This is a genomic window from Vibrio sp. 10N.239.312.D08 (assembly GCF_041466145.1).
In the GTDB taxonomy this organism is placed as follows: Bacteria; Pseudomonadota; Gammaproteobacteria; order Enterobacterales; family Vibrionaceae; genus Vibrio; species Vibrio crassostreae_C.
The window spans coordinates 19,698-44,582 of sequence record NZ_JBFSSD010000031.1; the positions used below are offsets into that span (position 1 = coordinate 19,698).

Genomic DNA, 24,885 nt, shown 5'->3' on the forward strand with positions numbered 1-24,885 from the left:
AACTCTAGTAATCGAGATTCGATTATAGGCCAGCGGCTGCAAATACTTGGTTAACAATCTCTTGAGCTTCTGCTTCGATTGCTCTCAGGTGCTCTTCACCCTTAAAGCTTTCACAGTAGATCTTGTAGATGTCTTCAGTGCCTGATGGACGCGCAGCAAACCAGCCGTTCTCAGTTGTCACTTTCAAGCCACCAATCGCAGCACCGTTACCTGGAGCGTGTGTTAAGCGTGCAGTAATTGCATCACCAGCCAACGTCTCAGCAGAAACCATCTCTGGAGATAGTTTCTTCAGCACGTCTTTCTGTGCACCATTTGCTACCGCTTGAATACGGTTGTACTTAGATTCACCGTGTTTAGCGGCAAGTTCTTCGTAGTATTCTTGTGGGTTCTTACCTGTCACTGCTGTGATCTCAGCCGCAAGCAAGCAAAGAATCAGGCCGTCTTTATCTGTTGACCAAGGCGTACCGTCTTTACGTAGGAAAGAAGCACCTGCGCTCTCTTCGCCACCAAAACCAAACTGGCCGTTGTATAAGCCATCAACGAACCATTTGAAACCAACTGGCACTTCACAAAGTTCGCGACCTAAGTCAGAAACTACGCGATCGATTAATGCACTTGATACTAGTGTCTTACCAACAGCAACGTCTTTACCCCAACCTTCACGGTTACGGTATAGGTAATCAATACAAACCGCTAAGAAGTGGTTAGGATTCATCAAACCTTTAGGTGTCACGATACCGTGGCGATCGTAATCTGGGTCGTTACCAAATGCTAGAGCGTACTCGTCTTTAAGCGCCAGTAAGCCTGCCATTGCGTATGGAGAAGAACAGTCCATACGAACTACGCCATCTTTATCTAGAGACATGAATTGGAATGAAGGGTCAACCGCTTCACTTACCAGAGTAAGATCTAGATTGTACGCTTTACCAATTTGACGCCAGTAATCAATACCGCTGCCACCCAGTGGATCAACACCAATCTTGATGTTTGCTTTCTGGATCGCTTCCATATCCACGACGTTAACCAAATCAGCGACGTATGGCGCGACTAGGTCAACTTCTTTTACTAGCTCAGACTGTTTAGCCTGTGCGATAGGCGTACGCTTAACACCTTGCATTTGCTCAGCAATGATCACGTTCGCACGGTCTTCAATCGCTTGAGTCAGTTCAGCTTCAGCTGGGCCACCGTGTGTCGGGTTGTATTTAATACCGCCGTCTTGAGGTGGGTTATGTGAAGGCGTGATAACAATGCCGTCGGCTTTTTTGTCATTCACTAGGTTGTGCGTAAGAATCGCGTGCGAGATACCAGGTGTTGGAGTAAAGCCGTTGTTTTCTTGAATAATAACTTCAACACCGTTCGCTACAAGCACTTCGATAACCGTAGAGAACGCAGGCTCAGATAGAGCGTGAGTATCTTTACCTAAGAAAAGAGGGCCAGTTGTACCTTGCTCGGCACGAACTTCAGCAACCGCTTGTGCAATTGCTAGAATGTGGTTTTCGTTAAATGTTGATTTGTCTGCTGTACCGCGGTGACCTGAAGTACCGAAAAGTACTTTATGATCTGGGTTCGTAGCATCCGGTTGCTGTAAGAAATAGTTAGCAACTAAAGCCGGGATATTATGAAGATCTTCCTGCTGAGCTTTCTGCCCAGCACGAGGGTGCATAGCCATTTTTCGACATCCTTATATATAAAATTTTAAAACAAAAAAACCTCATAATATCTTCTTATCCATGGATATTATGAGGTTTAAATCAGATTTCGTTAAATTGAACCTGTTACTTTTTCTATCAATTCTGCTTGGAAATTCATGCGGCTCATAAGCTGCTCAACCATCTGTCTTTTTCGGCTTGTATTGTTATTAGTAATAACCCAAAAAGGACTTTGTGGAATAGCTTTAGGCTTAGTCGTGTTGCCGTTTGCTAGCAACGTCGCTTCGTTATCTGCAAAGTAAACGCGCTTACGGCCTTTTACTTGAGTTGCTTCTGAAAAGCTTAAAGGGTCGATTTTATGCAGTGTTGATAACACAAGCATGAAACGATCAATGGCTTTCTTTAGTGATGCAAACTCATCTGATATTAGTAGTGAGCGCATTTCTTTAACGCCATCGAACTTCTCTGGAGTAAAGCCTACCTCTTTGCTAACAACGATACCTTTTGGCTCAACGATCTCTTCGATCGGAGCCATGCCTTGGCTATCAACCTGTAACAAGCGGCGCAGAATATCTGAAGCGCTTTCGCCAATACGTTCTGTCTGACCCGCAATAAAACGGTATAGGTCCTCATCAACCTCAATTGTTTTCATTCGCTTTTCACAATCTCAATGTTTAAACTCTGGGGGATTATAGCGAGATCCGCGCGGATACTCTACGTCAAACCCACCATGAATAAGATAAAAATGTCAGTACAGCTCAACTATAAAATTGAAGGTGAGGGTCACACCATTGTTTTGATCCATGGATTATTCGGTAATCTGGACAACCTTGGCTTGCTCGCTAGGGATCTAAAAGCCGATCATCAGGTACTTAGTATCGATCTCCGCAACCACGGTCAATCCTTCCATAGTGACACTCATAACTATCAAGCGATGGCACAAGACGTGGCTCAACTGCTGCATGATCTTAAGTCAGAAGACGTCACTGTGATTGGTCACTCGATGGGTGGCAAAGTAGCGATGGCACTGACACAACATCTTGCGCTGCATAAATTGATTGTCTTGGATATGGCTCCGGTCGCGTACACTCAGAGTCGCCACGACAACGTATTCGCAGGCCTGCAAGCCGTGATAGAAGAAGAGCCGACTTCACGCTCAGATGCACTCAAGGTTCTCGCAAAACATATCGAGATCGATGGCGTTCGCCAGTTTTTAACCAAATCTTTGTTCAAAACAGAGCAAGGCATCATGGAATGGCGCTTCAATGTTGCTTCGTTATTGAGCAACTACCCACATATTATTGGTTGGGAACCGATCGAGAAAACCTCGGTCAAAACCTTGCTCATTAAAGGTGGGGATTCAGATTACCTCACCGCAGAACATCAAGTAGCCGTTCAGCAGCAATTTTCTAACGCAAAAGCGCATGTCATTGCCAACACAGGTCACTGGCTGCATGCTGAAAAACCAGCAGAAATACTTAGAGCAATTAGAAAATTCATCGCTTAACTGCGCTTTTTCGTGCAGATAAATGAGAGCTGTGTAATTACTGCAGATTAACTTTATCTCACAACAGTGATATAGTGCGCCCAAGCAAAATTGGTATATAAGGTTCCCATGCTTTACGACTACATGAACATCATCGAATCTGTTGGTTTAGATCTCCTGTTTGCCGCGATTTTCTTTTTAATCGGTATGGCAATTAAGGACGTTCTCAAGCAGGGAAATGTTCCTCCATTTGGTCGTCGCATCGTATGGTTAGTACTTTTCCTTGGCTGTGCGGGTTTTATCGCCAAAGGGATAATCCAACTAAGCTGGGAAGGAACTGGGATCTAACGATTCTCTTCCGAACTTTATTACACCGACAACAGACAAAATGAAAGGTAATGATTCTATGGCAAGTGTAGGTCTCTTCTTTGGTAGCGATACAGGTAACACTGAAGCTGTTGCTAAGATGATTCAAAAGCAATTGAGCAAACAGCTCGTTCACGTTCAAGACATTGCAAAAAGCAGCAAAGAAGATATCGATAACTTCGATCTACTGCTGCTTGGTATCCCTACGTGGTACTACGGCGAAGCACAATGTGATTGGGATGACTTTTTCCCAGAGCTAGAAGCTATTGATTTCTCAACTAAGCTTGTTGCTATCTTTGGTTGTGGCGACCAAGAAGATTACGCAGAATACTTCTGTGATGCTATGGGTACTATCCGTGACATCGTTGAAGCGAAAGGCGGTACTATCCTAGGTCACACATCAACTGAAGGCTACGAATTCGAAGCATCGAAAGGTTTAGTTGAAGGCGATGACAGCCAATTCGTTGGTCTATGTATCGATGAAGACCGTCAACCTGAGCTAACTGATGAGCGCGTATCTAACTGGGTTAAACAAATCCACGAAGAGATGTGCCTAGCAGAGCTAGAAGACTAATTCTCTAGTGGTTGTTAATTGTTACAGTTAATAACCATTATGTAGATATGAAAAAACCTCCTTATAGGAGGTTTTTTGCTATTTAAAATCTATTAATTAGCACTCAGCCTCTAATGCTGCATCATCATCTCTAAATTGCGGCTTCTTTCTTACATAGAGGGTGCGTTGAATTTCTGAAACCACATTACCCTGCTTATCTTTCACGTGAATAATAAATTCGGGGAAGCACTTTTCACCGAGTTGCGTCTGACGATAGATATCGTCAAGCTGCCCTTGCCTTATCTCAAAATCTGCATACAAGTCCGATTGCCCCGGCTTGATGAAGTTAATGCTCGCTTCTTTATCCCAAACATAATATCGTTCACCTAAAATTCCCATTAACATCAATGAGTAAACGGGATCGGTAAGAGAAAAGATACTGCCGCCATATTGAGTACGATTGGCGTTCTTATTCCACCAGCGTAGCTTAAGTACTGTCTTAACAACCCTAAAGTCAGTGCTAATGTGGGCTATTCGAATACCCGCTCCCCAAAAGGGAGGCCAAATATTAAGAGCAAATTTTACAATGTTGGGTTTATATATTTTTGCGAGTTGCTTATTCATAACAACATTCCATGTTCATATCAGAAACACCGTCACCTTGACTGGTCGTACCTCCACTATAAGTGAGATACTTCCAATTTACAAAACAGATTGTGATGTCAGTAAGTAACCCTTTGAAGTTCGTGGTTTATTGTTATGCCTGACTAAACTATAATGGTATTAATATTGAATTCTGTTAATTGCTGCAGATCATCAACAGGAAAGTATATGTCAGACAATAATCAAGCGCTAAAAGATGCAGGTCTTAAAGTGACCCTTCCACGGCTCAAAATTTTAGAAGTATTACAACAGCCAGACTGCCAACATATTAGTGCTGAAGATTTATATAAGAAGCTGATCGACCTAGGTGAAGAAATCGGTCTTGCAACCGTTTATCGAGTACTTAACCAATTCGATGACGCTGGCATTGTAACTCGTCACCACTTCGAAGGCGGCAAGTCTGTATTTGAACTTTCTACACAGCACCACCACGACCACCTTGTATGTTTAGATTGTGGCGAAGTGATCGAATTCTCTGATGACATCATCGAAGAAAGACAGAAAGAGATTGCTCAGCGTTACAACGTGCAACTAACAAACCACAGTTTGTACTTGTACGGCAAAAGCATTAACGGAGATTGCAAAGGCAATCCAGACGCGCATAAAGCGAAGTAGTAATACAGAACGCTGGCTTAGGCCGGCGTTTTTTATATGGTCACTACATAAGACGATTAATCGCAACTTATTCTATAATTGACGACTTTATTCAGATACAAAAAACCGGCTCTAAGCCGGTTTTTTATTGGGTCGTTTTTAACAAACTAAATACTCAAGCATTAAGCTTCAGTTTTACCCCATGTGTCACGTAGACCAACCGTGCGGTTGAAGACTAGTGCATCTGCTTTAGAGTCTTTCGAATCCACACAGAAGTAACCTGTACGTTCAAACTGGTACGCTTGCTCTGCCACACCTTCTGCTAAGCTAGGTTCAACAAAACCATTTAGCGTAACAAGAGATTCAGGGTTTAGCGTTGCAGCGAAGTCATCAGCAGCGGCTGGGTTTGGCACTGTGAATAGACGATCGTACAAACGAATCTCAGCAGGCAGTGCTTTATCAGCAGATACCCAGTGGATAACGCCTTTCACTTTGCGGCCATCTGCAGGGTTCTTACCCAATGTTTCATTGTCGTAAGAACAGAAGATAGTCGTAATGTTGCCTTCTGCATCTTTTTCGATACGTTCAGCTTTGATCACGTAAGCACCACGCAGGCGAACTTCTTTACCTAGAACCAAACGCTTGTACTTTTTGTTTGCTTCTTCACGGAAGTCGTCACGTTCGATCCAAACTTCGCGTGTAAATGGTACTTCACGAGTGCCCATTTCTGGCTTGTTTGGGTGATTTGCAACCGTTAACGTTTCTACTGTATCTGCTTCGTAGTTTTCGATAACGATCTTAACTGGATCCAGAACAGCCATTGCACGAGGTGCATTTTCGTTCAGATCATCACGGATGCAAGATTCAAGTGAACCGAACTCAATCATGTTCTCTTGCTTAGTTACACCAATACGCTTACAGAATTCACGAATCGAGCTTGAAGTAAAACCACGACGACGTAGGCCAGAAATAGTAGGCATGCGTGGGTCATCCCAACCTTGAACTAGGTTTTCAACCACAAGTTGGTTCAGCTTACGCTTAGACATCACTGTATATTCAAGATTCAGGCGGCTAAACTCGTACTGACGAGGTTGGCAGTCAATCGTGATGTTATCTAGAACCCAATCGTACAAACGACGGTTATCTTGGAATTCAAGCGTACAGATAGAGTGCGTAATACCTTCCAACGCATCAGAGATACAGTGAGTAAAGTCGTACATTGGGTAAATGCACCACTTGTCAGCCGTTTGATGGTGGTGAGCAAAACGAACACGGTAGATAACAGGATCGCGCATAACCATGAACGAAGAGCTCATGTCGATCTTAGCACGTAGACACGCTTTACCTTCTTCGAAGCCACCGTCACGCATTTTTTCAAACAACGCTAGGTTCTCTTCTGGGCTGCGGTCACGGTATGGGCTCGCTTTACCTGGCTCTTTTAGCGTGCCACGGTACTCACGGATTTGATCAGGACTTAGCTCGTCAACATACGCTAAGCCTTTATTAATTAATTCCACAGCATAAGCGTAAAGCGTATCGAAGTAGTTTGATGAGTAGCAAATATCACCAGACCATTCGAAGCCTAACCAGCTTACATCATTCTTAATTGACTCAACGTATTCAACGTCTTCTTTTTCAGGGTTTGTATCATCGAAACGAAGATTACATTGTCCCTGGTAGTCCTGAGCAATACCAAAGTTCAAGCAAATAGATTTAGCGTGACCAATGTGCAGGTAGCCATTTGGCTCCGGCGGGAAACGAGTATGCACGCTACTGTGTGTACCATCCGCTAAATCTTTATCAATAATTTGGCGAATGAAATTCGATGGACGAGCCTCAGCTTCACTCATCTATAGCACCTCTATGTATTTAGTATTGTCAGAGAAAGTTATCTTTCGTCCCCAAGAAAACGGTCGCTTATGGCGCCAGTCAAAGATAGAAAGATCATTGTTGCTAATCATCCACAATTCTTAGCCTTTGCACAATAAGAACCGTCCGTTAATTGCGATTATTTCTGCTATTCGATGAAGAATAGAACGAACCGTGTTCGCTGGTCTTAAACTGCAGGCACAAAAAAGCCTCCCGTGTGGGAGGCTTTCAATTTGACACTTACTTAAGAGTAACTTTACGTCTTAATTAAGTACTTCCCTTACTGTGGAAGTTTTACATCAGATAGGTCTTCGCCTGCACCAATAGCTTTCATTTCGCCAGCTACGATTTCAGCTAGTGGGCCTAGGATAACCTGTAGGTTGTTTTCACCTAGTTTAACCACACCTTTAGCACCAAGTTTCTTAAGAACAACTTCATCTGCAACAGAGCGGTCTTTAAGAGTTAGACGTAGACGAGTGATACAAGCGTCGATTGAAGTTAGGTTGTCGTGACCACCTAGAGCTTTCAGGTATTGACGTGCAAGGTCGCCCTTTGGTGCTTCGCCAGCAGGAGCTGCAACAGCTTCGTCATCATCTTCACGACCTGGCGATTTCAAGTTGAAAGCGCGGATTGCGAAAGAGAAAGTGAAGAAGTATAGAGCACCGAAGCCAAGACCGATTAGTAGTAGTACGAATGGTTTAGTTGCTAGACCCCAGTTCAATACGAAGTCGATAAGACCAGCAGAGAAACCGAAACCGTGCAGAGTACCAAACATGTTAGCAACTACTAGAGACAAACCTGTAAATACTGCGTGCATTGCGTATAGAGCAGGAGCTAGGAATACGAACATGAATTCTAGCGGCTCTGTGATACCTGTTAGGAATGAACAGAATGCAACTGAGAATAGTGCGCCACCAACTTGGCTACGTTTTTCAGCAGGAGCAGCTAGGTACATTGCAAGTGCAGCACCTGGTAGACCGAACATCATTACTGGGAAGAAACCGTTCATGAATACGCCAGCGCCTTTATCGCCGCCGAAGAAACGGTGTAGGTCGCCAGATTTAACTGTTTCAGTTACTTCTTTAACAGTTGCAACAATTTCTGGGTTAACTGAGTTAGCAAATTCAAATGTGTACTCTTGACCAACAACTAAAGTTTTAGCTAGTGCAGGGTCAACACAAAGTTGAGAGAAGCCTTCTGCAGCAACTACGATCTCTTGACAAGAGCCCATACCGAACCAGAAGTACGAGTTCAGTACATGGTGTAGACCTACTGGGATAAGTGCACGGTTAAGAGTACCGTAAACAAATTGACCGATAGCGCCAGACGTTGAAACTGCGTGAGCAAGTGCATCTAGACCAGATTGAACAGCAGGCCATACAACACCAAAGATTGCGCCAGCAACTAGAGCAAATAGACCAGCCATAATAGGAACTAGACGTTTGCCAGAGAAGAATGCTAGCCACTCTGGAAGACGAGTCGCGTGGAATGCATTGTAAGAGTGACCTGCGATGATACCTGCAAAGATACCGCCGAAGAATGACATATTTACACTAGCATCGATGTTTGTTGCGGTTGCTGTCAGAACAAAGTAAGCAACTGCACCAGCAAGACCTGCTGCGCCGTTACCGTCTTTAGAAAGACCAATAGCTATACCCAAACCAAACAATAATGGTAGTTGACTGAAGATTGCGTTACCAGCAGATGCCATGAATGCGATATCGAGTAAGTCTGGTTGACCCAGACGTAGCAGCAATGCCGCAATCGGAAGCGTTGCGATTGGTAGCATTAACGCCTTACCAAGCTTCTGCGCATATCCTAGAATATTCACCAGTTGTTTCCCCCTATAGGATTTTTTAGAATTCGTTTGAGAAACTTATTTTAGTCGCTCAATTTAGTCCTATTCAGTGTATTCAATTAATTTTGCTCCGCAAATTAAAACCTTACCATTTGTGATCCTAATCACCAGTTTTTACCAAATCCAGAGGTTTTTGCTAGCGAGATCATAAAACTTATTTTATCATTAAAAAAAACGAACATTTATGGATAAAATCCAAATCTAATCATTAGGCAAAAAGATGGTAACTCCGGGCTTATAGAGCACCGTGAATAATCATTATTGATGGACCTAAATGTATAATAAAAATCAATTATTCATATTTTTTTCAACAACTTAAATCGCTTCTCATTTTGAAGCCGTTTGCCCATAAAAGATAAATCGTTACGTAAATGATGCTCGCAAACTAAGTCCGCATTTAGGTAACGAACGAATTTAAAAGATCTCACGAAATAAGGATTAGCTGACTATGTACGCGCTAAGTAACTGTAAAATTTACACTGGTAGTGATGTTCTAACCGATCATGCTGTTGTAATCGAAAACGAACTGATCAAAAAAGTCTGTCCTATCTCTGAATTGCCAGAAGGAATCGAGCTTCGCGACCTAGACGGAGCAAACCTAAGCCCAGGTTTCATTGACCTACAACTGAATGGTTGTGGCGGTGTAATGCTTAACGATGAGATCACTGCAGAAACCATGCAGATCATGCACAAAGCAAACCTGAAATCTGGCTGTACTAGCTTCCTACCAACGCTTATCACCTCTTCAGACGAAGATATGCGTGCGGTTATTACGGCAGCTCGTGAATACCATAACCAGTACCAAAACCAATCTTTAGGTCTGCACCTTGAAGGCCCTTACCTAAACGTTGCGAAAAAAGGCATCCATAGCGTCGATCACATTCGTAAATCTGACAACGAAATGATTGAGCTTATCTGTGAGAACCGTGACCTTGTTGCAAAAGTAACATTGGCTCCAGAGCTTAACGACCCTGAACACATCGAACGCCTGCACAAAGCTGGCGTTGTCGTTTCTATCGGCCACACCAACGCAACTTACGCAGAAGCGCGTCAAGGTTTCGAATCTGGTATCACGTTCGCCACTCACCTGTTCAATGCAATGACGCCGATGGTTGGTCGTGAGCCTGGCGTTGTTGGCGCGATTTACGATACTCCTGAGGTTTACGCTGGCATTATTGCCGACGGCTTCCACGTTGATTACGCAAACATCAGAATTGCGCATAAAATCAAGGGAGAAAAGTTGGTATTAGTGACGGATGCCACAGCTCCTGCAGGTGCTGACATGGAATACTTTATTTTTGTCGGTAAGAAAGTATATTACCGTGATGGTAAGTGTGTTGATGAAAACGGCACACTGGGCGGCTCAGCTCTGACTATGATTGAAGCAGTTCAGAATACAGTTGAGCACGCTGGTATCGCTTTAGACGAAGCTCTTCGCATGGCTACGCTATACCCAGCTACGGCTATCGGTGTAGAAAGCAAGCTAGGTCGAATCAAAAAAGGCATGGTTGCAAACCTAGCTGTATTTGACCGAGACTTTAACGTTAAAGCGACTGTTGTTAACGGACAATACGAGCACAATTAAGTATGAATGGCGGACAAATAGGTAACGTAGACTTAGTTAAACAACTAAACAGTGCGGCGGTATACCGACTTATAGACCAACAGGGGCCTATCAGTCGTATACAAGTGGCTGATGTAAGCCAACTCGCACCGGCAAGTGTTACAAAAATTACCCGCCAACTTTTAGAGCGCGGCCTAATTAAAGAGGTTGCGCAGCAAGCGTCTACTGGCGGTAGACGCGCTATCTCCCTAACCACAGAAGTAGAGCCTTTTCATTCTGTTGCTGTGCGTTTGGGTCGAGACTACATTCAAATAAGCCTGCATGACCTTGGTGGTCGTGAATTGGCTTTCCAACAGCAAGACCTGAATTATTCAGACCAATCAGACCTTACCCAAGGCTTGGTCAATAACCTCAAAGCTTTCATTGCTGAGCATCAACCAAAGATCGATCAACTGATTGCTATTGGTGTCACGCTTCCAGGCTTGGTTAACCCAACGACCGGTGTTGTTGAGTACATGCCGAATACCGACATCGATAACCTCGCATTAAGCGACATTATTCGCGATACATTCCATGTTGCTTGTTTTGTTGGTAACGATGTTCGTGGAATGGCGCTTGCTGAGCACTACTTCGGTGCAAGTAAAGATAGCCAAGATTCTATTTTGGTCAGTGTTCACCGTGGTACAGGTGCAGGTATTATCGTTAATGGTCAGGTTTTCCTAGGTCATAACCGTAATGTGGGTGAAATTGGTCATATCCAAATTGATCCGCTAGGCGAGCAATGCCAATGTGGTAACTTCGGCTGTCTTGAAACAGTAGCGGCAAACCCAGCTATCGTTGAACGCGTGCAGAAGCTGATTAAACAAGGCTATGAGTCTTCTTTAACAGAGCTTGAGCATATTACGATTCAAGACGTTTGTGACCACGCGATTAATGGTGATGAGCTAGCCAAGCAAAGCTTAGTTCGAGTAGGAAACCAGTTAGGTAAGGCTATCGCGATGACGATTAACTTATTTAACCCTCAAAAAGTTATCATTGCTGGTGATATTACCAAGGCACAAGAGATTGTTTTTCCTGCAATTAAGCGCAATGTAGAGAATCAGTCGTTAACGACTTTCCATAGCGGCTTGCCTATTGTAGCATCACAGATCGATAAACATCCTACGATGGGAGCTTTTGCTATGATTAAGCGCGCCATGCTTAACGGCGTGTTACTGCAGAAGCTTCTCGAAGACTAGAGAAAACAATTCTGATTTTCCGCGGGCCGTGTTTGTATAAACACGGCCCGTTTTTTTAAGCTAGGGAACTACAACAACAAGTTATGGAACTTATATTAATATCCACTGCGTTTATCGCAGGATTTATTGCTTTAAAGTGTCACCTTCCCCCATTAGTTGGTTTTTTGGTTGCAGGCTTTGGGCTTTTTGCCTTTGGCTTTGAAACCAATGACACCATCATTACTTTAGCTGACCTTGGTGTCACGCTGCTTCTATTTACTATCGGCTTAAAGCTCGATATCAAAACCCTACTCTCTAAAGAGATCTGGGCTGGCGCGACAATCCACAACCTTTTGTCCACTCTGTTTTTCGCCGTCGCCCTGTTTGGCTTTAAGTTCTTAGGTATTTCATCGCTAGCTGCCATGTCGGTAGAACAGATCGTTCTGCTCGGTTTTGCTCTTTCATTCTCTAGTACTGTATTTGCGGTTAAGACTCTGCAAGAGAAAGGCGAAATGAATGCGACCTACGGAACGTTAGCGATTGGTATCTTGGTCATGCAGGATATCTTCGCCGTAGTATTCTTAACGGCTTCTACGGGCAAAATACCTGAGTGGTATGCAATTGCTCTGTTTGCCCTACCCTTATTACGCCCACTGTTCTACAAAGTGCTCGATTGGGTTGGTCACGGTGAGATGCTGGTTCTTTCCGGCATCTTCTTCGCATTAGTCGTCGGTGCTGGTTTATTCCATTTGGTTGGTGTGAAACCAGATTTGGGGGCTCTTGTTCTAGGTATGTTACTTGCTGGTCACCCAAAAGCCTCAGAATTATCAAAGTCGCTGTTTAACCTTAAAGAACTTTTCCTTGTCTGTTTCTTCTTGAATATTGGTCTGTCAGAGCAACCAACCATTCAAGGCTTTATGCTCGCAATCTTGTTCTTGCTGATGCTGCCTGTGAAAGGTGTTCTCTACTTCTTGGTACTCAACCGCTTCAAGTTCCGTGTTCGAACGTCTCTACTTGCCTCGCTATCACTGTTTAACTATAGCGAGTTTGGCCTCATCGTTGGTGGTCTCGCCTTCAAGATGGGGTGGATGTCGGGTGATATCTTAGTTGCCGTTGCCATTGCAGTTTCACTGTCTTTTCTAATCGCTGCTCCTTTAAACCGAGCTGGTCATAAGCTTTATCAGCAGTCAGGTAAATGGCTAAAAGAGCATGCGTCAGAAAAGCTTCACCGACGTGATAAGCGAATTGACCCTGGTCGTGCCCAAGTGCTTATTCTAGGTATGGGCCGAATTGGTACCGGTGCTTATGACGAATTACGTACTCGCTATGGCAAGGTCAGCCTAGGTGTAGAAGTGCGTGAAGAAGCCGCGCACAACCACAGAAGCCAAGGCAGAAACGTGATTTCTGGCGACGCGACTGACCCAGATTTCTGGGAGCGAATTCTAGATACAGCAAACGTAAAGCTGGTGATTTTGGCAATGCCTCACCACCAAGGTAATCAAACCGCTTTAGAACAATTAAAGTCACGTAACTTTAAAGGCCAAATTGCGGCTATTGCTGAATATCCCGATCAACTCGAAACACTGAAAGAGAATGGCGTTGATGCGGCATTTAACATTTACAGCGAGGCTGGTAGTGGTTTTGCTCGCCACGTTTGCGAACAGTTAAATCCAAATATCAATAAAATCTAGTATTAGACAGTGTTCAACTAAACCTCTCAAAACTGCCTATTTTTCGCACTTTTGAGAGGTTTTTGTTTAAAAAACCAACCGCAATTAAACATCACACACCAAAAGCACATAAAAATTAGATAATTTCTAACAGAACACCCTTTATATTATTTTTTTGCTCACATCCGGTTGCTTTTTTTAGCCAGAATGGCAAATTGAATGCAGTTGATTTGGAAATTATTTAAAAGGAAGTTCTATGTGTTCAGTATTTGGCATTCTCGACATTAAAAGTGATGCCGCAGCACTTCGCCCTATTGCTTTAGAAATGTCTAAGAAGCTTCGTCACCGTGGTCCAGACTGGTCTGGTATCTATGCTGGTGAAAAAGCAATCCTTGCTCATGAACGTCTTGCTATTGTTGGCTTGAACAGTGGTGCTCAACCACTATACAGTCAAGACAAAAAGCACATTCTTGCAGTAAACGGTGAAATTTATAACCACAAAGAACTTCGTGCACGCTATGAAGATAAGTACCAGTTCCAGACTGATTCTGACTGTGAAGTTATCCTAGCGCTATACCAAGAGATGGGTGCAGACCTTCTAGAAGAGCTTAACGGTATTTTCGCATTCGTTTTATACGACGAAGAGAAAGACGAGTACCTAGTGGGCCGCGACCATATTGGTATCATCCCGCTTTACCAAGGTTACGATGAGCACGGCAACTACTACGTGGCTTCAGAGATGAAAGCATTGGTTGAAGTATGTAAGACGATCAGTGAATTCCCTCCAGGTAGCTTCTACTCTTCGAAAGATGCTGAACCTCAACGCTACTACATCCGCGATTGGAACGAGTACGCTGCGGTACAAGGCAACAGCACAAGCAAAGAAGAACTGACTGAAGCGCTAGAAGCAGCCGTTAAACGTCAACTAATGACTGACGTTCCTTACGGTGTACTTCTATCTGGTGGCCTGGATTCATCAATTACTTCAGCAGTTGCAAAACGCTTTGCGGCAATGCGTATCGAAGATGATGAGCAATCTGAAGCTTGGTGGCCACAACTGCACTCGTTCGCTGTTGGTCTTGAAGGCGCACCAGACCTTATCGCTGCTCGTGAAGTTGCGGACAAGATCGGAACTGTGCACCATGAGATGACTTACACTATTCAGGAAGGCCTAGACGCAATCCGTGACGTTATCTACCATATCGAAACTTACGATGTAACGACGATTCGTGCATCAACGCCAATGTACTTGCTGGCTCGTAAGATCAAAGCGATGGGCATCAAGATGGTACTTTCAGGTGAAGGTGCTGATGAAATCTTTGGTGGTTACCTGTACTTCCATAAAGCGCCAAACGCGAAAGAGTTCCACGAAGAGACAGTACGTAAACTGCTTGCTCTAAGCATGTTCGACTGTGCTCGTGCAAACAAATCGCTAGCGGCATGGGGTGTTGAAGGCCGTGTACCATTCTTGGATAAAGAGTTCATCGATGTCGCAATGCGTCTGAACCCTGAAGATAAGATGTGCGGTAACGGTAAGATGGAGAAACACATCCTGCGTGAGTGTTTTGAAGACTACCTACCAGATTCAATCGCATGGCGTCAAAAAGAGCAGTTCTCTGATGGTGTTGGCTACGATTGGATTGATACATTGAAAGCAACGGCTGAAGCAAAAGTAACGGATCAACAAATGGAAGCTGCTAAGTTCCGTTTCCCTTACAACACGCCAACAACCAAAGAAGGTTATGCTTACCGTGAAATCTTTGAGGAGCTATTCCCTCTAGAATCTGCGGCAGAGTGTGTACCTGGTGGTCCTTCAGTTGCTTGTTCATCAGCGAAAGCGATTGAGTGGGATGAGTCATTCAAAAACTGTGTCGACCCATCAGGCCGTGCAGTACAAGCCGTTCACAACGATGCTTACAACGCTTAGAGCGTTTTGAACAAATCCTAAAGACTAAAAAAGGCGCATTATGCGCCTTTTGTTTTAAGCCTATTTTTATTACTGCAGTTATGCGCGAGCTTGTAGTGCTTCGTTCTCAATACTGATTGGAATGACTTGGCTGATCATTTTCACCAGCATAATCGATCGAGCCTCACCGTCTTTCTGATCGAAAATAGCTTCAACCCCAGCAAATTGGCCACTCTGAATCTTAACTACCTGTCCAGATTCAAACTCAACACAACAATCTTCCACTTCGTTACTGCAGCACTTCTCAAACTCTTTAAGTTCAAACACCAAGTCTCCTTGGACCTCGTGCGGCAGTGAACCGAACTTAATAAAGTCCACAACGCCACGTGTTGAACGAACGGTCGTGAAGCTAGGACCTTGCTCATAGTCGAAGCGAACAAAGATGTAAGACGGAAACAGCGGTTCTTTGACCTGCTTTTCTTTCCCTCTCACCACCTTTTCGACTTCTATTTGAGGGTAAAAGCACTCTACCCCCTGATTCTCTAAGTGCTGCTGAGCGCGTTTTTGATCACCACGCTTACAGTAAAGCAAATACCAACGTTTCATTTGACTAGCCATTTTATATTTTTAGATATTTTACCACATGCCTAAAACGGTTAAATCACCATTAATAAAATGAATCGTTGCTAACGAAAAATAATGCGTAGCAGACCAATTTATCAACAAAAAGTTATAGGTGTCGGAGTGGTTAAGCATTGTACAGAGATCATTTAGAGATCAAAAGACTCATTGTTGTAAGCATATGTATGCCCCACCTAATGCGCATGCCACTCCCTTAAAACTCAAAATGATACACCAGAGCAATATATCTAAAGATTTTAATTCAACACAACTTTAATGAAGGTTATTAACCAACCAACTCAAATCTGGAAAATTAGTTTGCAGCACATCTAAAATGGGCAACATTAAAAATAAAGATATTTAATATCAACATCTTAGTTAAACCAAGTTGTCGTGACCATAAAATAAGTCTATTGCAGACTTTTATCCCACTGTGTATACATGAATGACTATAAAATCTTTTAATACCTAAAATTAGTAAAACTTATGCCAAGCAACCACAACATCTTTGGCCACCCTAGAGGCCTATTTCTACTTTTTAGCACAGAGCTATGGGAACGTTTCTCTTACTATGCGATGCGTGCCATCCTTGTCTTATTTTTGACTGACACTACCCTCAACGGTGGACTGGGTTGGTCAACGAAAGACGCACTCGATCTCTACGGTATTTACACCGGCTTAGTCTACATCACACCATTAATTGGTGGCTGGATTGCCGATAACTACCTAGGTCAGCGTAAATCAATTATGATTGGCGGTGTATTGATGGCACTTGGCCAATTTACAATGGCTCTACCTAACGGCTTCATCGGTTTAGACCAAGTGAACGCGCTGTACCTTGGTTTAGCTCTGCTAATCAGTGGTAACGGTATGTTTAAGCCGAACATCTCAACCATGGTTGGCGATCTGTACCAAGAAGGCGATAACCGCCGTGACGGTGCTTTCACCATTTTCTACATGGGCATCAACTTAGGTGCGCTGCTTGGTGGCTTAATTTCAGGTGCTGCTGTCGATTCATTCGGTTGGAAAGCAGGTTTCCTAGCCGCTGGTATTGGTATGGTTATTAGCTTGATCATGCAAGTGACAATGGCTCAGTCTTGGTTGGGCAACATCGGTTCTGTACCTGCTGCTGCAAGAGCGAAAGCACTAAACAAATCTAAAGAAAAAGCGCCACTGACCAAAGAAGAGTTCGACAGACTAAAAGTGATTCTTATCATGGGTCTGTTCGTGATTGTTTTCTGGGCGGGCTTTGAACAAGCTGGCGGCCTAATGAACATCTACACTCAACAATATACTGACCGTATGATTGGTGGCTTTGAAGTTCCTGCTGCGTGGTTCCAATCTTTGAACCCATTCTTCATCATTACACTTGCTCCAATCATTGCTGCGTTCTGGGTGAAACTGGGTAAGCGTGAACCCAACTCTCCTGTTAAGTTTGCAATGGCATTGTTCTTCTTAGCACTGGGCTTTGTGTGCATGATGGGCGCGGTAATGGAGCAAGGCGGTGACCTAACCGTGAAAACATCAATGCTATGGCTAGTCGGTGCTTTCTTCTTCCATACCCTTGGTGAGCTTTGTCTATCGCCTATTGGCCTGTCGTTGGTCACTAAGTTAGCTCCGCTTCGCCTAGCATCATTGATGATGGGTGCATGGTTTGGCTTCAATGCGGTGGCAAACTACGTGGCAGGCCTGGTCGGTTCTCACGTTGGTGAGCTTGGTGCTATGTCAATCTTCAGTGGTATTGCTATCACAGCAACGGTGAGTGCCATATTACTGCTGCTTTGTGCTGGTAAGCTTGTATCATGGATGCACGGTGTAGAAACCAACATGACGCTTGAAGCAGAACCAAAAGCAGAAACTTCGGTCGCTTAATAGCTAGATCGATTTCAAGAAGAAACATCAAGATCAAAAAGGGCTGCTCAATGAGCAGCCCTTTTGTTATCTATTCAATCGCCATATCAGTTAGCGATGAAGCGCCACTAGTTCAGCCATCATGTCGATGTGTGAGTCTCTGTCGTTCAGACACATAATGTAGCTAAAGTCTGAGCCACCAGCTTCGATGAAAGTCTCTTTACACTGGTCTGAAATCTCTTCCAATGTTTCCAAGCAATCCACCGAGAATGCAGGCGCCATGATATCGATCTTCTTGATGCCTTTGTTTGGCAGTGATTCAAGCGTCTCATCAGTGTATGGCTTCAACCACTCCTCTCGACCAAATCGAGATTGGTAGGTCATGGTGATGTCTTCTTCAGATAAACCTAGCTCTGCTGCAAGCAGTTTTGTCGTTGCTTCACAGTGCTGTGGATAGATATCGCCTTCATCAGCTAAGCGCTTCGGAATGCCGTGGAACGAACAAACCAAGTGATCAGCTCTGCCATTTTGATCCCAATGACTGCGAACGCTTTCAGCCAGTGCTTTGGCATAGCTCGGGTGTGAATAGTAATCGCGAATAAAGCGATAGCTTGGGATTACAGGCATCTGCTTAAAAGCTTTGGTTAAGCCATCAGAAACAGCCGCTGTCGTTGTACCTGAGTACTGAGGGTACAAAGGCAATACAATAACGTCTTCAACGCCCTGCTCCATCAGTTGTTCGATACCCGTCTTAAGGCTTGGGTTACCATAGGTCATTCCCAATGCAACCGGCATCTCTAATTTTTTCTCTAGCTTTTCCGCTTGTCTCTGCGAGTAAACGAGCAAAGGTGATCCATCATCCATCCAAACCGACTGATATAGCTTCGCAACCTTAGGTGAACGAATAGGAAGAATCACCCCATGCAGAATAGGACACCAAAGCCAACGAGTTAGGTTTACTACTCGCTTGTCGTGCAAGAACTCACTCAAAAATCGACGAACGCCAGCGGGGGTCGCAGAATCTGGCGTACCTAAATTCACCAGTAAAACGCCCTGCTTTTTATTATTTTCCATAGATACCTGAGACCAATATGTGATTTTCTGGAAAGTAATATACTAATCTGCATAAGTTTAAGATCATTGCTTCCCACTAAATGTCTGAATAATCATTCTTTAAACGGGATATCACAACATCTACTTTCGATTGTGAGCCACCTTCATCAAAAACGGTTTCGTCTTGAACGATGTGTAATCGAATTATCTAGATTGGTATCGTACTAAAAATTGAAACAAAAAAAGCGACCCTTAAGGTCGCTTCCAATATATCAAATTCTAAAACTGGCTGTTAGCCAATTATGCTAGTGCTTTCTCAAGTTCTGCACTAACTTCAGCAACTTGCTTAGTACCGTCAAACTTAAGGTACTGAGTGTTGCCTGCTTCAGCTTCTTTACCGTAGTAAGAGATTAGCGGAGCTGTTTGATCGTGGTATACACCTAGACGTGCACGAACTGTTTCTTCTTTGTCGTCATCACGTACAACTAGCTCTTCGCCAGTTACGTCATCTTTACCTTCTTCTTTAGGCGGGTTGTACACAGTGTGGTATGTACGGCCTGAAGGAAGGTGAGCACGACGACCAGCCATACGCTCAACAATCACATCGTCAGCTACGTCGAATTCAACAACGTAATCAACAGCGATGCCCATTTCTTTTAGGCCATCAGCTTGTGGGATTGTGCGTGGGAAACCGTCTAGTAGGAAACCTTTCTCACAGTCATCTTGAGCGATACGCTCTTTGATAAGACCAAGGATAATTTCATCAGAAACTAGCTGACCAGCGTCGATTACTGATTTTGCTTGCTTACCAAGCTCAGTACCCGCTTTGATAGCAGCACGTAGCATGTCACCAGTTGAAATTTGAGGGATACCAAATTTGTTCATGATGAAGTTAGCTTGAGTACCTTTACCCGCGCCAGGAGCACCTAGAAGAATGATGCGCATGTTTAATCCTCTTATAAAATTATGATTTATACCGAAGCTCACTATCCCTCCATTCTTGCTCATTTTTAGGATGAACAGAAAGCGTTAAGTAACCATTGAGGCTAAGCAAAACTGTGAACAGAAGCAAAACGGTAAGTTTCGGTATAACGTTTAAAAATCATACAACTGGAGATAGTAGCTTCCTAGCCCCAGCTGATTAGGTCGAGCATTCTATCACATTAATATTCAATTTGGCTGAATTTACGACTAAAGAATGCATCGACAACATTTGTTGTGACGATAACGGTGACGTCGACCACGTTAGGTCAATTTTCAACGACGTTCATAAAAAAAAGCCCGCATTTGCGAGCTTTTTATTGTAATTGTTGGCTTAACCTAAAGTCGAAAGACTAACGCTTTGTTAGTAGCTCGTTGATTGCACCCAAGAATTGTGACGGATCTTCCATTGAGCCCTTTTCAGCCAGCATCGCTTGACCAAGTAGCAACTCAACCCAACGACCAAACGCTTGCTCGTCTGCTTCGTCAGCCATCTGTTTAACCAGTGCGTGCTCAGGGTTAATCTCGAAGATGTACTTCACTTCCGGTGCCGCTTGACCCGCAGCTTCAAGAAGCTTCGCCATTTGCGTGCCCATTTCGAAGTCGTCAGTCACAACAACCGCAGGTGTCGTTGCTAGCTTGAAGGTCGTACGAACTTCTTTAACACGACCACCTAGGTAAGATTGAGTACGCTCAACAACAGATTTGAACTCTTCTTCTGTCTCTTTTTGCTTCTCTTTCTCTTCTTCACCTTCAAACTTGCTTAGGTCTAAGCCTGCTTTAGTGATCGATTGGAACTGTTTACCGTCGAAGTCAGTCAGGTAGTTCATTACGTACTCATCAATACGATCGTACATTAGAACCACTTCAATACCTTTAGCTTTGAACTGCTCCAAGTGCGGGCTGTTTTTAGCGGCAGCGTAGCTATCTGCTGTCAGGTAGTAAATCTTATCTTGGCCTTCTTTCATGCGCTCAACGTAAGATTCTAGGCTGATGGTTTGTTCAGCAGAATCCACTTCCGTTGACGAGAAACGAAGTAGACCAGCGATCTTCTCTTTGTTCGCCATATCTTCAGCCGGGCCTTCTTTCAATACTAGGCCGAACTCTTTCCAAAACTCTAGGTACTTATCATTGTCATTCTTCGCCATGCGCTCAAGCATAGTCAGTACACGCTTGGTACATGCGCCACGAAGAGACTGAGTTACCTTGTTGTCTTGCAGGATTTCACGAGACACGTTCAATGGCAGATCGTTTGAGTCAATCAAGCCACGAACGAAACGCATGTAAGATGGCATGAACTGCTCTGCGTCATCCATGATGAATACACGCTGCACGTAAAGTTTCAAGCCACTCTTGTGGTCACGGTTCATCATGTCCCAAGGTGCTTTCGCTGGGATGTAAAGCAGGCTTGTGTAATCGTTCTTACCTTCAACCTTGTTGTGGCTCCAGGTTAGTGGATCAGCAAAGTCGTGAGATACGTGTTTGTAAAACTCTTGGTACTCTTCTTTCTCGATATCAGACTTGTTACGAGTCCAAAGTGCTTGCGCCTTGTTGATCTGTTCCCAATGTTTCTCTTCGGTGTCTTTACCTTCGTCATCTTTCACTGCTGTGAAGATAGAAACAGGAATGCCGATGTGGTCAGAATATTTACCAATCACTTCACGCAGACGCCACTCATTTAAGAACTCTTTACCGTCTTCACGCATGTGCAGAACGATGTCAGTACCACGAGACTCTTTAGTGATGTCTTCGATTGTGTAATCGCCTTCACCTGCAGAGTGCCACTGAACAGCTTCATTGTTCGGCAGGCCAGCTGCACGTGTGCGAACCGTTACCGCGTCTGCGACGATGAATGCAGAATAGAAACCCACACCAAATTGACCAATCAGTTGAGAGTCTTTGCTTTGGTCTTCAGACAGCTTTGAGAAAAAATCTGCAGTGCCTGACTTAGCAATCGTACCTAAATGCTCAATAACGTTGTCGCGGCTCATACCGATACCGTTATCAGAAATGGTTAACGTGTTTGCTTCCGCGTTGAAAGAAAGTTTTACACCTAGATCTGCATCACCTTGGTAAAGGTCACCGTTCGATAGAGCTTGAAAACGAAGCTTATCAGCCGCGTCAGATGCGTTAGAGATCAGCTCACGTAGAAAGATTTCTTTATTTGAATACAGTGAGTGAATCATTAGATGAAGTAGTTGTTTTACTTCAGATTGAAAGCCACGAGTCTCTTTATTTTGCGTTGCCGTTTCGCTCATTTTTACTCCAAAACATCTATACTTTATGTTGAATAATCATAGGGGCGTAACACTTGATGCCACTCTTCTGTTCATTAACATGAGGATGACAAATGTAAATTCAAGGTCAAAAATCATAAAAACACTGTTTTTTTTATCTGTTTTTATTATCCTTGAGCCGGATAAATATAAAAGAACATAAAATAAGCCATGATTTGGTGAAGAATTAACGGAACTTCACCTGAGATTTGTCTATTTCTCCCCCCAAAACAATCCAAAATAGAAGAATTCAATGAGTAATATCGGCACAAAGTTTATTCTCGCACAACGGTTCGTATTCGACCCAAACAGCAATTCACTTGTCGATCAAATGAGCGACGGTGAAGTCGTACGTCTTGGTAGCAATGAAAGCCGCATTCTCTTGATGCTGTCAGAAAGGCCTAATGAAGTTATCACTCGTAATGAATTGCATGAGTATGTTTGGCGAGACCAAGGCTTTGAGGTGGATGACTCAAGCTTAACGCAAGCCGTATCGACTCTGAGAAAGATGCTCAAAGACTCAACCAAATCTCCTGAATTCGTAAAAACAGTACCTAAGCGCGGCTACCAATTTATTGCGACCGTTGAACGTTCTGCGCCACTGTCATCAAATGACCTGCCAGTAGCCGCTGAAATTGCAGAAAATGACGTTGAACCTATCCTAACGTTTGCAACGCCTGCAGCGACTGAACAAGCAATCACTGACACATTTGAACCTGAGCCAATTACAAAAGTTCAACAAACTAAGGTGGCAGTAGAACCAGCAACCGCTCCTGTTGTAGCTCCGGCTAAAAGCACCAATAAATGGTTAACATTTTGGTTACTGCTTGCCGCTTTCATCATGCCGATTTTCGTTTTAACGTTTACTACCTCGGTGGAGTCCGAGTTCACGGTTTTGACTGAAGTGGATGGTGTAAAGGTTCAATCACCGGTTAACCACCCAGACCTCAGCAGTTGGCTGCCAGCAATAGAAAAGTGTGTATTAAGTTACAACACGAGTCACACTGGTGTGCTAAAGCCGACAGAAGTGATCGCGACAGGTGGACAAACCAATAACCTTGCCCTCAACTACATTCACCCGCAAGATTACTCGAGCGAAAATGTAACCCTAAGAATTTACGCAAATCAGTCGGATGTAAACGACATTTGTAACGGTGGTAAGTAACATGAAATTAAAAGTATCGATTATCTTACTGGTTCTATCGGCATTTTTGAGTGGTTGGCTATATTGGAGCAGCAATGCAAAAGTAGAGCGCTTGCTCACTCAGCATGAATGGCAGTCGAGAATGGTGACGCTGATTAGCGATAACAAGCAAGCTGACTCAATAGGCCCACTTCGTAGAGTTGAACTATCATCGAATGCGAAATACCTACCAAATGGTACATATTTAAGAATGTCAGTGGTTAGACTTTACGGTAATCAAACTGAGCCTGCGAATGTCATCAACATCTCTGAAACGGGTCAGTGGGATATTAACGATAACTACTTACTGATTTCGCCAACGGAGTTTAAAGATGTGACCTCGGCTCAGCGCCAAGACTTTTCAGAAGAACAGCTAGAGCTGATCACTCAAGTCATTAAGATGGACGCAGAGCAAAGCCGCCGCATAGATATTGTTAACCCGAAGGCACTGCTACTGACTAGCTTAAATCATGGTTCTACCGTATTGTTTTCAAACTAAGATTGGATCGCTATTTACTGTTTATGAATAGCTGAATACCATGAAACGGTAAACCAATAGAAAAAAGGGGCATGAAGCCCCTTTTTTGTTAGCCGTTGGTATCAAATTACGGATGTAGCATTTTAAGGATTAACCATGAAAACGGAACAACCTAATCTGGCGCCAGCGAAAGAGACAGCAACAAAAGCCACAATCGCGATACACTATTGCCGTCAATGCAATTGGATGCTTCGCTCTAGTTGGTTATGCCAAGAGCTACTGCATACCTTCAGCGAAGAAATTGAACAAGTGAGCTTACACCCAGACACAGGAGGCAGGTTCGAAATCTTTTGTAATGGTGTGCAGATTTGGGAAAGAAAAGCAGATGACGGTTTTCCAGAGGCGAAAGTTCTGAAGCAAAGAGTACGAAACATCATTGCTCCAGACAGAGATCTCGGCCACGTGGACTCAAAATAAGCCTTTCACAGCCGATCCAATGATTTAAAGCTGACCACTCACGAGAACATCACCTTCAAGGCTAATGACTTTGAAGGTATTGTTTTCATAGATGCCATAGCTTGCCGCGTGTCCCTCTCGTGGGAATGTCACCGAGCTAGGGTTAAAGATAAAGATGTCATCTTGGTATTCGGCGACAGGAATATGGGTATGACCGTGTGCAATGATATCGCCCGCCTTCAACGCAGGGCGTTTATTGGTGTTGTACAAATGGCCATGCGTTAGGAAGATACGCTGGCCTGATTCTAATAGCACCCACGAGTAATCCATCATCATTGGAAAAGACAACAACATCTGATCCACTTCGCTATCGCAGTTACCACGAACGGCAATGATCTCTTGAGAAAACGCATTCAACTTATCTGCAACCGCCGGCGGGTTGTATCCTTCTGGAATCGGATTTCTTGGTCCATGATTCAGAATGTCACCCAATAGAACTAAATATTGCGCACCAGATGCTTGGTAGAGTTCTAATACCTTTTCTGTTGCTGGCAGCGAACCGTGTAGGTCTGAAGCAAAAAATAATTTCAC

The 24,885-nt window shown here is 43.8% G+C and carries 22 protein-coding genes; 12 read left to right on the forward strand and 10 right to left on the reverse strand.

Annotation, left to right across the window (positions count from 1 at the left end; genetic code table 11):
* Nucleotides 1-22: 22 nt before the first annotated feature.
* Both pgm and seqA read right to left on the reverse strand, forming a co-directional pair.
* Nucleotides 23-1,669 carry a phosphoglucomutase (alpha-D-glucose-1,6-bisphosphate-dependent) gene (gene pgm / locus AB6D58_RS16230; RefSeq protein ID WP_372157776.1) on the reverse strand — a complete coding sequence of 549 codons (1,647 nt, stop codon included), beginning with the start codon at nt 1,667-1,669 and terminating at the stop codon, nt 23-25.
* 92 nt (nt 1,670-1,761) lie between these two features.
* A complete protein-coding gene (seqA, locus tag AB6D58_RS16235) occupies nt 1,762-2,301 on the reverse strand; it encodes a replication initiation negative regulator SeqA (protein WP_017061953.1) in 540 nt (179 codons plus the stop codon).
* Nucleotides 2,302-2,394: 93 nt separating this feature from the next.
* On the opposite strand from seqA, the gene AB6D58_RS16240 reads away from it, so the two are divergent.
* From AB6D58_RS16240 to fldA, 3 genes are all read left to right on the forward strand, one after another.
* On the forward strand, nt 2,395-3,156 hold the full coding sequence (locus AB6D58_RS16240) for an alpha/beta fold hydrolase (RefSeq protein ID WP_372157788.1): 762 nt from the start codon (nt 2,395-2,397) through the stop codon (nt 3,154-3,156).
* A gap of 108 nt (nt 3,157-3,264) precedes the next feature.
* Nucleotides 3,265-3,483 (forward strand): DUF2788 domain-containing protein, encoded by a 219-nt coding sequence (locus AB6D58_RS16245; RefSeq protein ID WP_004737900.1) that lies wholly within the window; start codon nt 3,265-3,267, stop codon nt 3,481-3,483.
* 58 nt (nt 3,484-3,541) lie between these two features.
* The gene (gene fldA / locus AB6D58_RS16250; protein ID WP_010436745.1) at nt 3,542-4,075 is read left to right on the forward strand and encodes a flavodoxin FldA; all 534 of its coding nucleotides are present in this window, start codon (nt 3,542-3,544) and stop codon (nt 4,073-4,075) included.
* A gap of 96 nt (nt 4,076-4,171) precedes the next feature.
* Here the strand turns inward: fldA and AB6D58_RS16255 are convergent, their stop codons facing one another.
* Nucleotides 4,172-4,678: a DUF4442 domain-containing protein gene (locus tag AB6D58_RS16255; protein WP_136978857.1), complete on the reverse strand. Its 507-nt coding sequence runs from the start codon at nt 4,676-4,678 to the stop codon at nt 4,172-4,174.
* Between the two features lie 207 nt (nt 4,679-4,885).
* On the opposite strand from AB6D58_RS16255, the gene fcrX reads away from it, so the two are divergent.
* The gene (gene fcrX / locus AB6D58_RS16260) at nt 4,886-5,332 is read left to right on the forward strand and encodes a ferric iron uptake transcriptional regulator FcrX (protein ID WP_017061956.1); all 447 of its coding nucleotides are present in this window, start codon (nt 4,886-4,888) and stop codon (nt 5,330-5,332) included.
* Between the two features lie 161 nt (nt 5,333-5,493).
* Here the strand turns inward: fcrX and glnS are convergent, their stop codons facing one another.
* Nucleotides 5,494-7,161 carry a glutamine--tRNA ligase gene (glnS, locus tag AB6D58_RS16265; RefSeq protein WP_017063407.1) on the reverse strand — a complete coding sequence of 556 codons (1,668 nt, stop codon included), beginning with the start codon at nt 7,159-7,161 and terminating at the stop codon, nt 5,494-5,496.
* Between the two features lie 299 nt (nt 7,162-7,460).
* Nucleotides 7,461-9,011: an N-acetylglucosamine-specific PTS transporter subunit IIBC gene (gene nagE / locus AB6D58_RS16270; protein WP_032545860.1), complete on the reverse strand. Its 1,551-nt coding sequence runs from the start codon at nt 9,009-9,011 to the stop codon at nt 7,461-7,463.
* A gap of 475 nt (nt 9,012-9,486) precedes the next feature.
* On the opposite strand from nagE, the gene nagA reads away from it, so the two are divergent.
* The 4 genes from nagA (at nt 9,487) to asnB (ending at nt 15,416) form a co-directional block, all read left to right on the forward strand.
* Nucleotides 9,487-10,623: an N-acetylglucosamine-6-phosphate deacetylase gene (nagA, locus tag AB6D58_RS16275; protein WP_017062193.1), complete on the forward strand. Its 1,137-nt coding sequence runs from the start codon at nt 9,487-9,489 to the stop codon at nt 10,621-10,623.
* Nucleotides 10,624-10,625: 2 nt separating this feature from the next.
* The gene (locus AB6D58_RS16280) at nt 10,626-11,840 is read left to right on the forward strand and encodes an ROK family protein (protein WP_017062194.1); all 1,215 of its coding nucleotides are present in this window, start codon (nt 10,626-10,628) and stop codon (nt 11,838-11,840) included.
* Nucleotides 11,841-11,923: 83 nt separating this feature from the next.
* Nucleotides 11,924-13,510, forward strand: coding sequence for a cation:proton antiporter family protein (locus AB6D58_RS16285; RefSeq protein ID WP_017062195.1), 1,587 nt, complete (start codon nt 11,924-11,926; stop codon nt 13,508-13,510).
* Nucleotides 13,511-13,745: 235 nt separating this feature from the next.
* Nucleotides 13,746-15,416 (forward strand): asparagine synthase B, encoded by a 1,671-nt coding sequence (asnB, locus tag AB6D58_RS16290; protein ID WP_017062196.1) that lies wholly within the window; start codon nt 13,746-13,748, stop codon nt 15,414-15,416.
* Between the two features lie 78 nt (nt 15,417-15,494).
* Here asnB and rfaH read toward each other — a convergent pair whose 3' ends face one another.
* Complete coding sequence (gene rfaH, locus AB6D58_RS16295) at nt 15,495-16,001, reverse strand: transcription/translation regulatory transformer protein RfaH (RefSeq protein ID WP_372083396.1); 507 nt, start codon at nt 15,999-16,001, stop codon at nt 15,495-15,497.
* Nucleotides 16,002-16,502: 501 nt separating this feature from the next.
* Here rfaH and AB6D58_RS16300 point away from each other — a divergent pair.
* Nucleotides 16,503-17,888 (forward strand): peptide MFS transporter, encoded by a 1,386-nt coding sequence (locus AB6D58_RS16300; RefSeq protein WP_102393253.1) that lies wholly within the window; start codon nt 16,503-16,505, stop codon nt 17,886-17,888.
* Nucleotides 17,889-17,978: 90 nt separating this feature from the next.
* On the opposite strand, the gene hemH is transcribed toward AB6D58_RS16300, so the two are convergent.
* The 3 genes from hemH to htpG form a co-directional block, all read right to left on the reverse strand.
* Entirely contained in the window at nt 17,979-18,941 is a 963-nt protein-coding gene (gene hemH, locus AB6D58_RS16305; protein WP_137001204.1) for a ferrochelatase, read from the reverse strand.
* Nucleotides 18,942-19,220: 279 nt separating this feature from the next.
* The gene (gene adk, locus AB6D58_RS16310) at nt 19,221-19,865 is read right to left on the reverse strand and encodes an adenylate kinase (protein ID WP_048660860.1); all 645 of its coding nucleotides are present in this window, start codon (nt 19,863-19,865) and stop codon (nt 19,221-19,223) included.
* 389 nt (nt 19,866-20,254) lie between these two features.
* On the reverse strand, nt 20,255-22,159 hold the full coding sequence (gene htpG / locus AB6D58_RS16315; RefSeq protein ID WP_017062201.1) for a molecular chaperone HtpG: 1,905 nt from the start codon (nt 22,157-22,159) through the stop codon (nt 20,255-20,257).
* A 271-nt stretch (nt 22,160-22,430) separates the two neighbouring features.
* Between htpG and AB6D58_RS16320 the strand changes: the two genes are divergently transcribed.
* The 3 genes from AB6D58_RS16320 to AB6D58_RS16330 all read left to right on the forward strand — a co-directional run bounded on the left by AB6D58_RS16320 (nt 22,431) and on the right by AB6D58_RS16330 (nt 24,315).
* A complete protein-coding gene (locus AB6D58_RS16320; RefSeq protein WP_372136438.1) occupies nt 22,431-23,342 on the forward strand; it encodes a transcriptional regulator in 912 nt (303 codons plus the stop codon).
* A gap of 1 nt (nt 23,343) precedes the next feature.
* Nucleotides 23,344-23,859, forward strand: coding sequence for a regulatory protein ToxS (locus AB6D58_RS16325; RefSeq protein WP_102393250.1), 516 nt, complete (start codon nt 23,344-23,346; stop codon nt 23,857-23,859).
* A gap of 135 nt (nt 23,860-23,994) precedes the next feature.
* Nucleotides 23,995-24,315: a SelT/SelW/SelH family protein gene (locus AB6D58_RS16330; RefSeq protein WP_017062204.1), complete on the forward strand. Its 321-nt coding sequence runs from the start codon at nt 23,995-23,997 to the stop codon at nt 24,313-24,315.
* Between the two features lie 24 nt (nt 24,316-24,339).
* Here the strand turns inward: AB6D58_RS16330 and yfcE are convergent, their stop codons facing one another.
* Nucleotides 24,340-24,885, reverse strand: coding sequence for a phosphodiesterase (gene yfcE / locus AB6D58_RS16335; protein ID WP_017068995.1), 546 nt, complete (start codon nt 24,883-24,885; stop codon nt 24,340-24,342).

Excerpts from the sequence above, each read along its gene's own strand:
- pgm (WP_372157776.1), bottom strand. The coding sequence starts at position 1,669 with ATGGCTATGCACCCTCGTGCTGGGCAGAAAGCTCAGCAGGAAGATCTT.
- seqA (WP_017061953.1), bottom strand. The coding sequence starts at position 2,301 with ATGAAAACAATTGAGGTTGATGAGGACCTATACCGTTTTATTGCGGGT.
- AB6D58_RS16240 (WP_372157788.1), top strand. The coding sequence starts at position 2,395 with ATGTCAGTACAGCTCAACTATAAAATTGAAGGTGAGGGTCACACCATT.
- AB6D58_RS16245 (WP_004737900.1), top strand. The coding sequence starts at position 3,265 with ATGCTTTACGACTACATGAACATCATCGAATCTGTTGGTTTAGATCTC.
- fldA (WP_010436745.1), top strand. The coding sequence starts at position 3,542 with ATGGCAAGTGTAGGTCTCTTCTTTGGTAGCGATACAGGTAACACTGAA.
- AB6D58_RS16255 (WP_136978857.1), bottom strand. The coding sequence starts at position 4,678 with ATGAATAAGCAACTCGCAAAAATATATAAACCCAACATTGTAAAATTT.
- fcrX (WP_017061956.1), top strand. The coding sequence starts at position 4,886 with ATGTCAGACAATAATCAAGCGCTAAAAGATGCAGGTCTTAAAGTGACC.
- glnS (WP_017063407.1), bottom strand. The coding sequence starts at position 7,161 with ATGAGTGAAGCTGAGGCTCGTCCATCGAATTTCATTCGCCAAATTATT.
- nagA (WP_017062193.1), top strand. The coding sequence starts at position 9,487 with ATGTACGCGCTAAGTAACTGTAAAATTTACACTGGTAGTGATGTTCTA.
- AB6D58_RS16280 (WP_017062194.1), top strand. The coding sequence starts at position 10,626 with ATGAATGGCGGACAAATAGGTAACGTAGACTTAGTTAAACAACTAAAC.
- AB6D58_RS16285 (WP_017062195.1), top strand. The coding sequence starts at position 11,924 with ATGGAACTTATATTAATATCCACTGCGTTTATCGCAGGATTTATTGCT.
- asnB (WP_017062196.1), top strand. The coding sequence starts at position 13,746 with ATGTGTTCAGTATTTGGCATTCTCGACATTAAAAGTGATGCCGCAGCA.
- rfaH (WP_372083396.1), bottom strand. The coding sequence starts at position 16,001 with ATGAAACGTTGGTATTTGCTTTACTGTAAGCGTGGTGATCAAAAACGC.
- AB6D58_RS16300 (WP_102393253.1), top strand. The coding sequence starts at position 16,503 with ATGCCAAGCAACCACAACATCTTTGGCCACCCTAGAGGCCTATTTCTA.
- hemH (WP_137001204.1), bottom strand. The coding sequence starts at position 18,941 with ATGGAAAATAATAAAAAGCAGGGCGTTTTACTGGTGAATTTAGGTACG.
- adk (WP_048660860.1), bottom strand. The coding sequence starts at position 19,865 with ATGCGCATCATTCTTCTAGGTGCTCCTGGCGCGGGTAAAGGTACTCAA.
- htpG (WP_017062201.1), bottom strand. The coding sequence starts at position 22,159 with ATGAGCGAAACGGCAACGCAAAATAAAGAGACTCGTGGCTTTCAATCT.
- AB6D58_RS16320 (WP_372136438.1), top strand. The coding sequence starts at position 22,431 with ATGAGTAATATCGGCACAAAGTTTATTCTCGCACAACGGTTCGTATTC.
- AB6D58_RS16325 (WP_102393250.1), top strand. The coding sequence starts at position 23,344 with ATGAAATTAAAAGTATCGATTATCTTACTGGTTCTATCGGCATTTTTG.
- AB6D58_RS16330 (WP_017062204.1), top strand. The coding sequence starts at position 23,995 with ATGAAAACGGAACAACCTAATCTGGCGCCAGCGAAAGAGACAGCAACA.